This window comes from Stenotrophomonas sp. YJH_SMC_123, assembly GCF_059368215.1.
In genome coordinates this window covers 21,880-36,064 of the sequence record NZ_JCAFRM010000003.1, presented here as the reverse complement: position 1 = coordinate 36,064, position 14,185 = coordinate 21,880, and the positions used below count along the sequence as shown (strand labels likewise).

The 14,185-nt window shown below is 68.1% G+C and carries 12 protein-coding genes; 8 read left to right on the top strand and 4 right to left on the bottom strand.

Annotated elements, in window-relative coordinates; translation table 11 throughout:
- Window positions 1-57 precede the first annotated feature (57 nt).
- On the bottom strand, window positions 58-3,408 hold the full coding sequence (locus AC5P5W_RS08255) for an autotransporter domain-containing protein (RefSeq protein WP_197574305.1): 3,351 nt from the start codon (window positions 3,406-3,408) through the stop codon (window positions 58-60).
- Window positions 3,409-3,582: 174 nt separating this feature from the next.
- Here AC5P5W_RS08255 and AC5P5W_RS08250 point away from each other — a divergent pair, with 174 nt between their 5' ends.
- The 3 genes from AC5P5W_RS08250 (at window position 3,583) to AC5P5W_RS08240 (ending at window position 4,743) form a co-directional block, all read left to right on the top strand.
- Window positions 3,583-3,996, top strand: coding sequence for an SLOG cluster 4 domain-containing protein (locus tag AC5P5W_RS08250; RefSeq protein WP_111206677.1), 414 nt, complete (start codon window positions 3,583-3,585; stop codon window positions 3,994-3,996).
- 91 nt (window positions 3,997-4,087) lie between these two features.
- Window positions 4,088-4,288: a hypothetical protein gene (locus AC5P5W_RS08245; RefSeq protein WP_032958391.1), complete on the top strand. Its 201-nt coding sequence runs from the start codon at window positions 4,088-4,090 to the stop codon at window positions 4,286-4,288.
- Window positions 4,289-4,392: 104 nt separating this feature from the next.
- Window positions 4,393-4,743, top strand: coding sequence for a VOC family protein (locus AC5P5W_RS08240; RefSeq protein ID WP_032958352.1), 351 nt, complete (start codon window positions 4,393-4,395; stop codon window positions 4,741-4,743).
- 15 nt (window positions 4,744-4,758) lie between these two features.
- Here AC5P5W_RS08240 and AC5P5W_RS08235 read toward each other — a convergent pair whose 3' ends face one another.
- Window positions 4,759-5,388, bottom strand: coding sequence for a TetR family transcriptional regulator (locus AC5P5W_RS08235; RefSeq protein WP_197574306.1), 630 nt, complete (start codon window positions 5,386-5,388; stop codon window positions 4,759-4,761).
- A 124-nt stretch (window positions 5,389-5,512) separates the two neighbouring features.
- Between AC5P5W_RS08235 and AC5P5W_RS08230 the strand changes: the two genes are divergently transcribed.
- Complete coding sequence (locus AC5P5W_RS08230; protein WP_197574307.1) at window positions 5,513-6,985, top strand: DHA2 family efflux MFS transporter permease subunit; 1,473 nt, start codon at window positions 5,513-5,515, stop codon at window positions 6,983-6,985.
- An 11-nt stretch (window positions 6,986-6,996) separates the two neighbouring features.
- Here AC5P5W_RS08230 and AC5P5W_RS08225 read toward each other — a convergent pair whose 3' ends face one another.
- Window positions 6,997-7,302, bottom strand: a complete 306-nt coding sequence (locus AC5P5W_RS08225) for a KGG domain-containing protein (RefSeq protein ID WP_046432675.1) — start codon at window positions 7,300-7,302, stop codon at window positions 6,997-6,999.
- A gap of 193 nt (window positions 7,303-7,495) precedes the next feature.
- Here AC5P5W_RS08225 and AC5P5W_RS08220 point away from each other — a divergent pair, with 193 nt between their 5' ends.
- The gene (locus AC5P5W_RS08220) at window positions 7,496-8,980 is read left to right on the top strand and encodes a DUF4434 domain-containing protein (RefSeq protein ID WP_142235136.1); all 1,485 of its coding nucleotides are present in this window, start codon (window positions 7,496-7,498) and stop codon (window positions 8,978-8,980) included.
- Window positions 8,981-8,984: 4 nt separating this feature from the next.
- Here the strand turns inward: AC5P5W_RS08220 and AC5P5W_RS08215 are convergent, their stop codons facing one another.
- On the bottom strand, window positions 8,985-9,449 hold the full coding sequence (locus AC5P5W_RS08215) for a MarR family winged helix-turn-helix transcriptional regulator (RefSeq protein ID WP_014648520.1): 465 nt from the start codon (window positions 9,447-9,449) through the stop codon (window positions 8,985-8,987).
- A 49-nt stretch (window positions 9,450-9,498) separates the two neighbouring features.
- On the opposite strand from AC5P5W_RS08215, the gene AC5P5W_RS08210 reads away from it, so the two are divergent.
- From AC5P5W_RS08210 to AC5P5W_RS08200, 3 genes are all read left to right on the top strand, one after another.
- Window positions 9,499-10,410, top strand: coding sequence for a S41 family peptidase (locus tag AC5P5W_RS08210; protein WP_180835866.1), 912 nt, complete (start codon window positions 9,499-9,501; stop codon window positions 10,408-10,410).
- Between the two features lie 98 nt (window positions 10,411-10,508).
- Window positions 10,509-11,402: an NAD-dependent epimerase/dehydratase family protein gene (locus AC5P5W_RS08205; RefSeq protein WP_014648518.1), complete on the top strand. Its 894-nt coding sequence runs from the start codon at window positions 10,509-10,511 to the stop codon at window positions 11,400-11,402.
- Between the two features lie 211 nt (window positions 11,403-11,613).
- Window positions 11,614-14,145, top strand: a complete 2,532-nt coding sequence (locus AC5P5W_RS08200) for a methyl-accepting chemotaxis protein (RefSeq protein ID WP_100450657.1) — start codon at window positions 11,614-11,616, stop codon at window positions 14,143-14,145.
- Window positions 14,146-14,185 lie beyond the last annotated feature (40 nt).

Here is a 14,185-nt window from a genome sequence, read left to right as displayed (position 1 = left end):
GCAGAAGGGGCGGCCGATCGGCCGCCCCTCCTGTTTTCATCGCACTGCAGGCACAGATCAGAAACGCACGGACCAGCGTGCATTCGCACCATGGTCACGGCTTTCGCTGCCGAACTGGCCGCTGTAGCCCAGCTCCAGCTGCTGGCGCGAGGTCAGCCACGCCGACAGGCCCAGTTCGGCCACCACCGCGTTGTCGGCGATCGGCGCGCCGTTGACCGCGAACGTGGAGCTGCCATTGGCAAACGCAAGGTTGGCGACCTGGCTGCGATCCCCCGAGGCACGACGATAGCCGACGCCCCCGCGCAGGTGCAGCCAGCTGTCCTGCTGGAACGAAGCCTTCAGCCCCTTGTCGAAGCGCACGCCGGCGGTGGCGATCGTGGTTCCGGTGTCGTCCACCTTGCCCTGCAGCGCCGCTGCTCCACCGCGTTCGCTGATGCGCTTGAGGTCCACTTCCACGCGCGCCACCTGCAGGTACGGCTCCAGCCCGGCTTCGGGGCCACCGAAGCGATAACCAGCTTCGATGAAGGCCTGGCGGGTGCGGGCGTCGTAACGCGCGCTCAGGCTGTCACTGAAACCTGCGAAGGCGACTTCACGCGTGCTCTTCACCTCGTGCTTGCTCCACGCCACACCACCGCGCAGGCCGAAGCCGCCCCAGGTGTGGCTGGCATAGGCACCGAAGTGCGTGTTGTCGATCTTCGACTTGGCGCGGCGGTCCTGCTGCTTGACGTCGGTACGGCCGGTACCGGCCAGCACGCCGACCTGCCAGCCGGAGAACTCGCGGTCGATGCCGACCAGCAGGCCGTTGCTGTTGGCCTCGGTGCGGGCGGTGTTGAAGTCACCGTCCAGCCTGCTGTTGCCACCGATGGCCTGCACCCATGCGCCCGTCGCATCACCCACGTCGCTGCCGGGTGCGGCGGCGCCGGCCCGGCGTGACAACGCGGCATCGCGCACGTAGCGGCTGCCCTCGACCAGGGCGATGGCCGTGGCCGGATGCAGCTCGCCGCTGAGGCCATCGAGCACGCCACCGACCTGCTGCGGGAACAGCTGGGTCAGCGGCTTGGGCAGGCCCTGGGCGATCGGCAGCAGGTCGGCGGCGGCCGCCACCGCACGCTGGTTGGGCGTGTTGGCAGCCGTGGCCAGCGAAGCCCCACGGGCAACGTCGATGCGCGTGCCATTGGCGCCGTAGGCCAGGCTGAACTGCAGGAAGGGCGAGAACGCACTGAAGTCGGTCTTGGCGAACTGGCCGCTGATGCCACCGTCGGCACGCAGGACGTTGAACTGTTCGCCGAGGTAATACACGCCCGGTTCCGGCAGGGCGACCAGGGTGCCGCCGAGGGTGGCGGTGCCGGTCACGTGCAGCTGGTCACTGCGACTACCCGGTGCCAGCTCCGCCGCATACACGCCGGTGGCGCCCTGCACGTAGTTGCCGTTGATGGTCAGCGTGCCGATCGAGTTCCCCGGCGCAATGATGCCGTCCACGCGGGTGTTGCCGAGCGTGCCGACGCCCTTCAGCAGGCCATTGGCGCCGACGGTGGTGGTGCCACCGGCCTGCGTGCCGTTGAAGGACACCACGCCGCCGTTGACCACCAGGTTGCTGTTATCCAGCACGCCGCTGGTGCTGACCGTGCTGACGCCACCGGTGGTGGTCAGGGCGGTGGAGACCAGGCTGCCGTTGAGCAGCAGCCGGCCACCCTGGACCTCGACCGCCGAGGTGAGCGTGTTGGCGCCGTTCAACTCCAGCATGCCGTCCTGCACCACGGCGCCGTTGAAGCTGTTGTTGCCGCTCAGGCGCAGCCAACCGATACCGGATTTGGTCAGCTTGCCGGGGCCGCCGATGTCGTTGGTCCAGTTGTCCCACGCATCGCCTTCCCAGACCTTCAGGCCGCCGGCCCTCTGGTTCATCACCACGTTGGTGTCCACGCGCAGCGAGCCATAGCCTTCGATGGCCTTGCGCAGGTCGACCATGCCCCAGCCGTAGATTGCATCGATGCCTGGCGCGCCGAGATCGCGTGCGGTGGTCAACAGCACGTCGCGGACCTGGGCGTTGTCCAGGTACGGGAAGCGCTCCATCAGCAGGCCGAGGGCGCCGGTGATATGGGGGGCGGCCATCGACGTGCCGGTCTTGGTGCCGTAGACGTAGTTGGTGTTCTCGCTGTCGATGATCAGCCGCACGTAGGCGGAGGTGTTCTCGATGCGGCCCTGGATATCGCCGGAGACGATGGTGCTGACGATATCGGTACCGGGGGCCGAGATGCACCAGTTGGCGGCAACCCCGCAGATGCTGGAACTGCCATCGATCACGTAGTCGGTTTCACCTGCGGCGGCGTCGGGCCGGCGGACATTGGCGACCGCCAGCCAGTACGGTTCCAGTTCGGGCTTCCAGCGCGGCATCGAGGCGGTGATGCCGGCAACCGCACCGCTGCCGTTGCCAGCCGACCACACCTGGATGAGAGTGGAGCCCGGGGTATCGCCGTTGTTGGCGTAGATGCTGCCGTACACGCCGTAGTCGGCACCGATGCTGGCGTACTGCTGGTCCAGCGCGGCGGCGGTCATGTTGCGCGTGGAAATGCCCCAGCTGTGATTGATGGCGCGTACACCCTGCGCCTGGATCTGCGCATACATGTCCAGCGTGGCGGCATCATCCGGATCGGTGCGGTACACCGCGCGCGGACGATAGAACCTGTCCGGGTCCAGGCGCCACTCGTAGTAGGTGTCACCGAACACGCGGGCGGCAGTGAGATCCGCACCAAAGGCCACGCCATGCATGCCAGTGCCATTGCGGTTGGCGCCGATGGTGCCAAGCACATGCGTGCCGTGATCGGCGTAGCTGAAGCCATAGGGCTGGCCGGCGGCGATCAGGCGTGCCGCCAGTGAGGCCGGAACGCCGGCGCCCAGTCCGTAGTAGTTGTAGCCGGGCTGTTCGCCGCGGGTCTGCCCGCAGGCGCCGGCCCCTGCGACCACGCCCGGCGTCGCACAGTCGGCACCGATGGTGATGCTGGAGGTATTGCGTCCTGCAAACTCCGGATGCGCCAGTGCGGAGCCCGAGTCGAACAGCGCCAGGCGTACGCCCTTGCCGGTCAGGCCGCGCGCATAGGCGTAGTCCGCGCCCATCGCGCCCAGGCCCCAATCGGCGTTGAATTCATCGCTGCGCCAGCTGGCCGGATCGCCGGGGTTGCCAAGAACGGCGGTGCTGCTGGCGGCGGCTGCAGTGGCCGTGGTTGCAGGTGCGGTGCTGGCAGCGGGCTGCGCCCACGCGGCCTGCAGCTGGCGCTGCTGCTGCCAGGCCTCGAGTGATTCGCTGGCCATGGCTGGCAGTGCGGTGGCCAGCAGCAGCGAGCTGGCGACGGCAAGCGCCAGCGGGCGATGCGACAGGGAGCGGGACGAACGGCCGTACAGCGGGTGATTCATCGGACAACTTCCTTGGTTGACGGACAACAAGGCCGTTAACGCCAAGGCATGGCGATATCCCCCAGTAATGTGAAGAGAATTTTATGAACGTGTTAATGTTTTGTGATCGGTGCATGGTGCGGCTCCAGCGGGCAGGGCACCGTGACCCTTCCTTCCGAGGCTTCGGAACCGCCCATGCGTACCGCATTCCGTAAACCACCGTTGGCGATATTGGGCGATGCCGATCCTGGCAGCGACGCGTTCGAGCGCGCAGCTGGTGGCCAGGTGCCCAGCGTCATCCCGGAAGGCAGCATGCCGCCGGCCGACTGGCCGGCCACGGTGGTGGTGCCCTGTGGCATGGGGGATGCGCGCAACCTGATCATGGCCCTTGCCGGTGATGCCTGCATCGTCAGCGGTGGGCGCGCCTGCACGATCTCGGAGGTTTGGCTGCACAAGCGGCCGCTGCTGCCGCTTGCAGGGGCAGGTGGCGGGTCCGACGCGCTGCCGGACACCCCGCCGGACGAGCGCGGCAATTCGCCGATCCTGCCGTGGCGCAACAGTGATGAGCTGGCCGGGCAACTGCGTGTCCTGGGAATGCTGCAACACTGAGTCCAGCCGCATCCGCCTTCACCCAACGTCCCGTGTGCAGCGCTAAGGTTGCCCGGCCTGGGCTCACCAGGCTTATCAAGGAGTGATGTCGATGCGTACTTTCAGGAAAGTGATCGCCGGTGCTGTGTTCGCGTTGGCCTGTAGTGGGTCGGTGGCCGTGGCCGGACCGGTCCAGCCCTGCGATTTTCCCTGCTGGAAGGCCTACCAGGCGTGTGTAGCCGGTGGGGGTGATGCCATGGAATGCCAGTACGAATACGATCGATGCGTCATGGAGCGCTGCGGCGCGGTGTAAGCCCAGCCATGATCGGCTGATGACGGGCCCCGTCCATGACGGGGCTCTTCTGTTTGTGCGCAGGGTCGGGCACTCTCGGCGCATTCTTCCTGGTGGAGTGGAACATGGCCGTCATGCGTGTCGTCGCCAACATCGCCACGTCTGATCCCGCCCGCGCCGCTGCATTCTATGGCGAGCTGCTCGGCATGCCGGTGGTGATGGACCATGGCTGGATCGTCACCCATGGCGGGCAGGGCAGTGCGCTGGCGCAGGTCAGCTTCGCCAGCGAAGGGGGTTCCGGCGCACCGGTGCCGGACCTGTCTATCGAAGTGGACAACCTGCAGGAGGTGCTGGAACGCATGCACGCGGCTGGCATCGCGCTGGACTATGGCCCGGCCGACGAGCCCTGGGGCGTGCGGCGCTTCTTCGTCCGCGACCCGTTCGGCCGGTTGTTGAACATCCTCGCCCACGCCTGAGCGACGGCGGGCGCTTCAGCGACGGGTGCCGCCACGCTTCGGCGCCGGCGACACGCCGACCATGCGCAGGCAATCGGCCACCACCGCCGCAATGAAGGTGTCGGCGTCCTGCGTGGGTGCAGCGATCAGGTCATCGGTGGCGCCGTGTACGCCGGCATAGATCAGCGAGGCCGTGACCTGCGGTGCCGGCAGCTGCCACAGGCCTGCACGGGTGCCCGCCTCGAGGATGTCGAGCAGCTGCTGCTGGATGGCGTTGCGCTCGGCATTGCCGCGCTGGTGGTGGTGATGGTTGGCGTAGACGACGTCGTGCAGTGCGTGCGTGCGCACATAGGTCTCGATGTTGGCGCGGATCCAGGCGCGCAGTCGCGCCACGCCATCGTGGGCAGGCTGCTGCTGAACGGCATGGTCGACCTCGGCCATGAACTGCAGCGTGTAGCGCTGCGCCAGCGCCTGCAGGATCTCGGTGCGCGAGGCGAAGTAGGTATAGAACGTGCCCTTGGCCACGTCGGCGGCGGCCACGATGTCACTGATGGTGGTCGCTTCCACGCCCTGTGACAGGAACAGCGCCTGCGCGGCGTCCATCAGCTCTTCCTGGCGGGTTTCAGCGGGTTTGGTGCGGGGCCTGGCGACTGCGGGAATCTGCATGGGGCGGGGTCCGGGTGCGACGGTCGCCATTCTAGCTTCCTCCGGCAATGACTGACCGCTGGTCATTGACTGACGGTCAGTCAGCAAACTACGATGCGCGCACGCTCCCTCCCGGCATCCGCACATGCAACGCTTCCGACGGCCGGCCCTGGTGCTGGCGGCCTACCTGGGCACCTTCCTCGCCTCGCTGGACATCAGTATCGTCAACGTCGCGCTGCCGACGCTGCAGCAGGCACTGCACACCGACATGGCCGGGCTGCAGTGGGTGATCAACGCCTATGCCATCGCCCTGTCCGCAATGATGCTGTCGGCGGGGCCGCTGGGTGACCGCTATGGCCACCGCCGCATGTGGCTGCTCAGCGTGGCGACCTTCACCGTGGGCTCGCTGCTGTGTGCCTGCGCAGGCAGTCTTTCCGCACTGGTGGCGGGGCGGGCGGTGCAGGGGGTGGCCGGCGCCCTGCTGATCCCGAGTGCGATGCCGATCCTCAGCCATGCATTCCCTGATCCGCGCCAGCGTGCACGCGCGATCGGGGGCTGGTCGGCGTTCAGCGCGCTGGCGCTGGTGCTGGGGCCGCTGCTGGGAGGCGAACTGGTGCAGCGCGCAGGTTGGCCCAGCATCTTCCTGATCAACCTGCCGCTGGGCCTGCTTGCACTCGCGCTGGGGGCCTGGGGCATTCCAGAGCGACGGCATCCGCAGCACGCCGCGCTGGACCCGGCCGGGCAGCTGCTCAGCATCGTCGCGCTGGGTGCACTCAGTTACGGCCTGATCGCGATCGGCGAGCACGGCCTGCTGGCACCTTCAACCCTGCTGGCGCTCGGCATCGCAGCATCCGGCCTGGCGCTGTTTGCGTGGGTCGAGCGCCGCGTGGCGCGGCCGCTGCTGCCGCTGGACCTGTTGGCGAAGCCGGGTTTCGGCATGCTCAACCTGGCCTCGTTCGTGCTTGGATTCACCGCTTATGCGAGCCTGTTCTTCCTGTCGCTGTTCTTCCAGCAGGCGCAGGGACATGGGGCTGCGCAGGCCGGTGCGCAGCTGGTACCGCAGTTCGTGCTGATGGCGGTGGTGTCGCTGCTGTTCGGCCGTCTGGCGGCGTGGTTCGGGCTGCATGCCGCGCTGGTGACGGGCTATGCAATGACAGGCATGGCGCTGTGTGCGATTGCCACGTTCGAGCCGACTACAGCGCACGGCCAGGCCAGCGCACTGCTGATGCTGCTCGGCACTGGCATGGGACTGGCGGTACCTGCGACCGGCATGGCGGTGATGTCATGCGTACCGGCCGAGCGTGCCGGCATTGCGTCGGCCACGATGAACGCGCTGCGCCAGGCGGGCATGAGCCTTGGCATCGCGCTGCTGGGCAGCCTGATGGGCCTGCGCGCGGTATGCCAGTTCACTGCGACCGCGCAGGCGGCAGGGCAGCCCGCAGTGGCCGCACAGGCGCGCACGCTGATCCTGCAGCCGTCTTCACTGCTGCCGGGGACGCAGATACTGGCCTGGTACCGCGGCGCGATGGCCAGCGGTTTCGGCTGGGCGATGGCTGTCGCCGGCGTGCTGGCCCTGTTGGCGGCGCTCGCCCTGTACCGCCAGTGCAGGCGCGCCTGAGCACGCTGCGGTCAGCCCTGCTGGCGTTGCGGCCCTTCCTTCGTCGGCGCGGGTTCGGCCGCGTGCTGCCGCTGTTGCCGTGCATTGGCGTGGCGCGCGTGCCCGCCTTCGCGGCCGATCGCTGCCATGTGCTGGCGATTGCGGCTGATCGCCTCGCCGCCCTTGCGGCCTGCCACGCGTGCCTCGGCCGGGCTGAACTCATGTGCATTGCCGGACGCATGCGCGGCGCGTCCACCCTTTGCGGCGATCGCGCGCTGCTTGTCCCGGTCCATCGAAGCGAAGCCACGATGGGAGGTGCCGTGATGCTGGTCAGCCATGTGAAGGCTCCCGGTGCATGGAAGGGAGCTCATCCTTGCGTGTGCCCGGCTAAGGCAGTGTCCGCACCGGCGGTGCTGCCCTCACGCCACGCCGCACCGGCTTTCACGGCGCAACTACGCCGCTGCGCGATGAGCGCCGCTTGGCTAGGATGGACCGGCATGGCGGATGACCGCCCAGACAGGAAAGGACGCCGTGAACAGATTCGGATGGCTTGTACTGCTGGCCTGCGCTGCACCGGCCCATGCGGACACTGCGCTGCTGAGCGGCAGTTTCGTTCACTTCGGTTACTCGTCCACCGATGAGCAGCTGCCAGCGGCGCAGCTGCCGCTGTTCCTCGACGAACTGCGGGACCTGGGCAACGACACGCTCATCATCGGCCAGACCCGCGCCACCCGTGCCGGCGTGGGCTGCGCCAGCAGCGCGCAGGATTTCGAATGGATCGCCGGCTTCCCGGCCAAGCTGGGCACGGTGCTGGACGCGGCCGCAGCGCGTGGGATGAAGGTCGTGGTCGGCACCACCTACAGTTCGGGCCAGTGTGCGGCGTTCTGGCAGGGCTCGAACGCTGCAGCGGTGGCGCAGGACGCAGCGCAGTCGATGGCGCAGCTGGCCCAGCAGTACGCGATGCATCCGGCATTCGCCGGCTGGTACATCACCGATGAGCCCGCGCAGGTACCGGCCGAGCGTGCGTCGTTCTATCGTTCAATCGTTTCCACACTGAAAGCGGCGACGCCATCCAGGCCGGTGATGGTGGCGCCCTATCTGGCATCCTCCAGCGTCGACCCGGCCAGCGTGGCCAGTGCTGCGCTACGGTTTCGCTCTGCCACGGGGGTCGACGTGCAGATCTGGCAGGACGGCATCGGCGCGGCGTCGCACGCGAAACTGTTCCAGTGGGATCGACCGGGCTATTCCACCGAGCAGTACTACCAGGCGTTGTCGGCGCAGCTGGGCGCCAGCGCGGTGTGGGCCGACATCGAGCTGTTCAACCATGGCAGCCCGCTGTTCCTTGATGCCGGTAACGGCCTGTCCGGTGCATACCGGTCGGCGTCGGTGCAGCGCATCAACCAGCAATTGTGGAGCGCGCGTTCGGCTGGCAAGCGCGTTGCCTGGCTCAACCAGTACCACATGTCCGAAGTGGTCGGCCCCGGCCAGGGCTACGGCGAGGCGCCGCGGATGATGAACACCTATCGCGGGTTGTACGGGTTGGGTGCCTCGTACATCGTCGATCCGGTGCAGACCACCTATCACTACAGCGTGGCGCCGGCGACCAGCTATCCCGACGGCAGCGGCCATGAGCTGTTCGACCGCCGGGTAGGCGACCCGCGCAATCCGATGGACGCGGGCTGGGTAGGCGTGCACGGCAACGTCAGCATCACCATCGACCTGGGCCAGCGCCGACGGGTGGACTGGATCGGCCTGCATACGATGACCCGCCCGGCCTGGGGCATCGTCACGCCGACTTCGGTGGAGGTGATGTGCGCCGAGCCCGGAACTGCCGCCGTAACCATCGGCACGCTGTCGGCACCCTTCACCCAGTCCGGCGTGATGGGCTCGACCGAAGAGGAGTACGTGCTCGGCAATGCAGCCCCCCTGGCTGCGCAATGCCGCACGCTGGAGCTGCGCGTGGCCAACGGCAGCTGGACCTTCCTCAGCGAGATCGAGATGGCTGCAGAGCAGTAACGCCTCAGCGCCGGCGGGCGTCCTGCAGGCGCTGTGCGAAGGGCCGTTGTTCGAGCGCCACCAGTGCTTTGCGCAGCACCTGCTCCAACGACTGCCCCAGATCGGCATCGAGGCTGCGTGCCGCCACTGCGGTGGCCTGCCATTGCGCCTGCAGCACAGGCATCGCGCGCTGCGCGCGCGGGCTCAACTGCAGGATGCGTTCGCGCCCGTCGTCACCATTGGCAGTGTGCAGCCAACCATCGCGCACCATCGCCGCCACGGTCTGGCTGAGCGCCGAATGGCTGAGCCCGCAGGCCAGCGCGAGGTCCTTGATCCGGCAGGGGCCCTGCGCCATCAGCGTGCGCAGCACCGGCGTGTAGCGCGGCCGGTAGTCCAGTTGCAGGTGCCGGTAGGCCTGCTCGACGGCCGGGTCCAGCTGGTCGAGCAGTGCGCGCAGCAGGGTACCCAGTGTGGCGTGTTGGAGATCCATGAGTGGGATGATATATAAGCGCTTATATATCCTCAATGCGGGGTGGATGATGGCGGTCTCCTGGATGCTCGGCGCGCTGCTGGCGACGGCCTGCCCGGCGCAGGATGCGGTGCTGCAGGCGGCCGCCAGCGCCGTGCAGGCGCAGTACCTGGACGAGGCGGAGGCCGCCCGCATCGCCGATGCCCTGCGCAGCTGGTCGGCGCAGCAGCGCTATGCGGACAGCTGTTCGGATCCTGCTGGGTTCAGCGCACGCCTGAACCAGGACCTGGACATGTTCGATGGCCACTTCCACGTTGAGCGCGTGGACGCAGCTGCCGGCCAGGACGACTGGTTGATGGCCTGGCGTGCCGATGCCCGCAGCAATGGTGCCGGTGTGCGCGAGGTGCGGGTGCTGGAAGGCAACGTTGGCTACCTGCGGCTGAGTACCTTCTATCCGCTGGATCTGGCGCGCCCGAAGTTCGCTGCGGCCTTCACGCTGCTGGCCGACACCGACGGCCTGGTGCTGGATCTGCGCCAGAACGGGGGCGGCGACGATGCAAGTGCCGACCTGCTGGTGCGCACGCTGCTGGACGCGAAGATCGGCGCGGTGCAGCAGCTGGACCAGCGTGGCCGGCGCACGCCGGTACCGCTGCCGCCTGCCAGCCTGCCTGTGTACCTGAAGCCGCTGGTGGTGCTGATCGACCGGCGTACCGGTTCGGCGGCCGAGTTCGTCGCCTATTCGCTGCAGGCCCTGGGCCGCGCGCGCATTGTCGGCACGCGCAGTGGCGGTGCCGCGCATATGTTTGGTGATCCTGTGCTGCTGCCCGATGGCTATCAGATCAGCATTCCCGACCGGCAACCGATCAATCTGCGCACCGGCGGCAATTGGGAAGGCACCGGCGTGAGGCCTGATGTGGCCGGCGGCGACGATCCGCTGTTCATCGCGCGGCAACTGCTGGCGCCTGCGAGGTCGTCAAGATGAACGCACGATTGCATGGCTGTCCTATCGCAGATGCGCGAATGCATGCCTAGAATCGAAGCATCCCGGTAGTTCCCGGGCGCTTCGAGTGAATGGACTCAATGAAGATTCTGTTGACCGGCAGTTCCGGGCGCATCGGGCGCGCGATCTTCGGTGCGTTGGCGGCCGCCCACGAAGTGGTGGGGCTGGACCGCAGCCCGTTCGCCACCACGCGCATCATTGCCGATGTCACCGATCGCCAGGCGGTCACGCGTGCGGTGCAGGGCGTGGACGCGGTCATCCATACCGCGGCCCTGCATGCTCCGCATGTCGGCCTGGTGCCGGACGCGGTATTCCAGCAGATCAACGTGGAGGCAACCGCGCACCTGCTGCAGGCCGCACGCGAAGCCGGCGCACGGCGTTTCGTGCTGACCAGCACCACCGCGCTGTACGGCCATGCCGTGGTAGCCGGTGGCTGCCGTTGGATCGACGAAGACACCGAGCCACTGCCGCGCACGATCTACCATCGCACCAAGCTGCAGGCCGAGACCCTGGCTGAAGCTGCCGCCACGCCGGGCTTCAGCGTTCGCGTGCTGCGCATGGGCCGGTGCTTCCCGGAACCGCCCGAGCGCATGGCGATGTTCCGCCTGCATCGCGGCATCGACGCCCGCGATGTGGCCAGCGCACACGCTGCACTGCTGCTCGACGAAGGCGCCCGATTCGCCCGCTATCTCGCCTGCGCACCGACGCCGTTCCGGCGCGAGGACTGCCTGGAACTGGCCACCCACCCGCGCAGCGTGCTGGCCCGTCGCGCGCCGCAGCTGCTGGCCGAGTTCGAACGCCGTGGCTGGCCGCTGCCATTGAGCATCGACCGTGTCTACGACAGTGCCCGCCTGCGCAGTGAGCTGGGCTGGCAACCGTGCTTCGGGCCGGACGACGTGCTGCAGCAGTATGCCGTCGGCAGCATCGAGGTACTGCCGCGCGCGCAGTGGATCAAGGACCGCGTGGCCGAGTGAGGCCATCGCGACGGACGGGTGGCTGACCCGACCCTGAGCAGATTCAGGAATGTGCAGGCCGGTCGCCTCAACCTCGTTGGCGGGCGGCCGCTAACCCGGTGCGCTTCCAGCGCCGGGCCCGCCCGGCGGCCGGTGGCCTGCGCGACGGATCGCGCGCCTGCGCGGTGCCTTCGTGGTGCCGGTCGTCCTGAACTGCCTTGCGGACCCTCCCATGCCTTCTTCCCGTTCCGCCGCTGCCCGCCGCCCGGGCAGCATCGCCCACAAGCTGATGCTGGGCACCGCCGCGATCGCGCTGCTGTGCTTCGGCCTGACCGCGTTCCTGATCTATCGCCAGGCCAGCGCCAGCCTGATCAGCGCCTCACGCCAGACCATGACCAGCGAGGCGACCGCTGAGGCGCGCCAGGTGGCGGCCGATCTGGGCACCGCCTTTGCCAGCAACGATGCCATGGTTGAAAGCGTGCTGGCCCAGCGCGCCCGTGGTGACGTGCCCGACCGCGCCAGTCTGGCGGCGGTGCTGGGCGAGCAGCTGCGCGCCCATCCCGAATGGCTGGGCAAGAGCACCATGTGGGAGCCCGATGCCTTCGACGGCAAGGATGCCGAGTTCGTCAACACCGAGGCGCACGATGCCACCGGCCGCTACATGAGCTACTGGGCCTGGCAGGAGGGCAAGCCGCAGCAGTCGGTGATGACCGATTACACCGAGACCGCCAGCGGTTCCGGTGACTGGTACATGGTGCCCAGCCGCGACAAGCTGCCGAAAGTGAGCGAACCGTATGCCTATGACATCGCCGGGCAGCAGGTGCTGATGAGTACGCTGAGCACGCCGATCATCGAGAACGACAGGTTCCTCGGTGTCTTCACCGTCGACTTCTCGCTGGCAGCGTTGCAGAAGCACCTGGCCACGCTGAAGCCGATGGGGGCCGGCCGCGTCGAACTGCTGTCGCCGAAGGGCGTGGTGCTGGCCTCGGCCAATGCCGCCGAAATCGGCAAGCCTCGCAACGATGCACTGACCCGCAGCATGCTGGCCGAGATCGCCGCCGACCGCCCCTTCGAGGCCTTCAGCCCCGATGCGGCCGGCAACGTGCGCGTGTATGTGCCGCTGCGCGTGGGCGATGCCCCGCAGCGCTTCGCGCTGGGCGTGGTGATGCCGCATGCGGTAATCGTGGCCGAAGCGCGCCAGCTGCTGTGGCTGACCCTGCTGGTCGGCGTGATCGCCGCGCTGACCCTCAGCGCCGGTGTCTACATACTGCTGCGCCGCCTGGCGATCCGCCCGCTGGCCGAAGCGGTGCGCGTGGCCGGTGACGTCGCCGCCGGCAAGCTGGACAGCACCCTGCCGGCGCGCAGCAACGACGAAGTGGGGCGCCTGCTGGACGCGATGCAGGGCATGCGCGGCCAGCTGCAGGCGGTGATGGCTGCGCAGGCCGAAATGGCGCGCCGCCACGATGCCGGTGAACTCAGCTACCGTATGGATGCCGCGGCGTTCCCGGGCGAGTACGGCCGCATGGTGGCCGACAGCAACCAGCTGGTGGCCTCCAGCAACGCGGTCACCCAGCGCCTGGTTGAAGTGATGCAGCGCTATGCCGTCGGCGACCTCAGCGTGGACATGGAAGCACTGCCGGGCGAGAAGGCGGTGTTCACCGCTGCGATGGCGACCACCAAGCGCAACCTGGCCGCGATCAACGAGCAGATCCAGCAGCTTGCCGCTGCGGCCGCCGCCGGTGACTTCGCCGTGCGCGGTGATGCACTGCGCTTCGACCACGATTTCCGCCGCATGGTGGAGACCCTCAACACCATGATGGAAGTCAGCGACCACAACCTGGCCGCACTGTCGACGCTGCTGCGCGCGATCGCCGGCGGTGACCTCAGTACCCGCATGCAGGGTGACTTCCATGGGGTGTTTGCGGTGATGCGCGACGATGCCAACAGCACCGTGCAGCACCTGACCCAGATCGTCGGCCAGATCCAGCAGTCGGCAGCCAGCATCCGCCTGGCCGCCGGTGAGATCGCTGCCGGCAACAGCGACCTGTCGCGCCGTACCGAACAGCAGGCTGCCAACCTGGAAGAAACCGCCGCGTCGATGGAAGAACTGACCTCCACCGTGCGCCAGAACGCCGACCACGCGCTGCAGGCCAACGCGCTGGCCGGTTCCGCGGCGGGCGTGGCCAGCGAAGGCGGCCAGGTGGTCAGCCAGGTGGTGCACACCATGGAGCAGATCGAGGCGTCTTCGCAGCGCATCGCCGAGATCATCTCGGTGATCGATGGGATTGCGTTCCAGACCAACATCCTGGCGTTGAACGCAGCAGTGGAAGCGGCGCGCGCCGGTGAGCAGGGCCGTGGCTTCGCCGTGGTTGCCAGTGAAGTGCGCGCGTTGGCGCAGCGTTCGGCGGGTGCTGCGAAGGAGATCAAGGAGCTGATCGACGCCTCGGTGGCCCAGGTCGGTGCCGGTGCGCAGCTGGTGCACGGCGCGGGGCGCACCATGCAGGACATCGTCGGTCAGGTCGGTCGGGTCAACGAGATCATGGCCGAGATCTCGGCCGCGTCGCGCGAACAATCGGCCGGCATCGAGCAGGTCAACCAGACTGTGGTGCAGATGGACGAAACCACCCAGCAGAACGCCGCGCTGGTGGAGGAAGCCAGTGCCGCCGCGCGCGCGATGGAGGAGCAGGCCGAGCAGCTGGCGGTGGCGGTGTCGCGCTTCCGCCTGCAGGCCGAGCCGGCGGCCGTGGCACGCCGCGCGGCCTGATCGCGCAAATGAAGACGCCCGGCGGGGGCCGGGCGTCGGT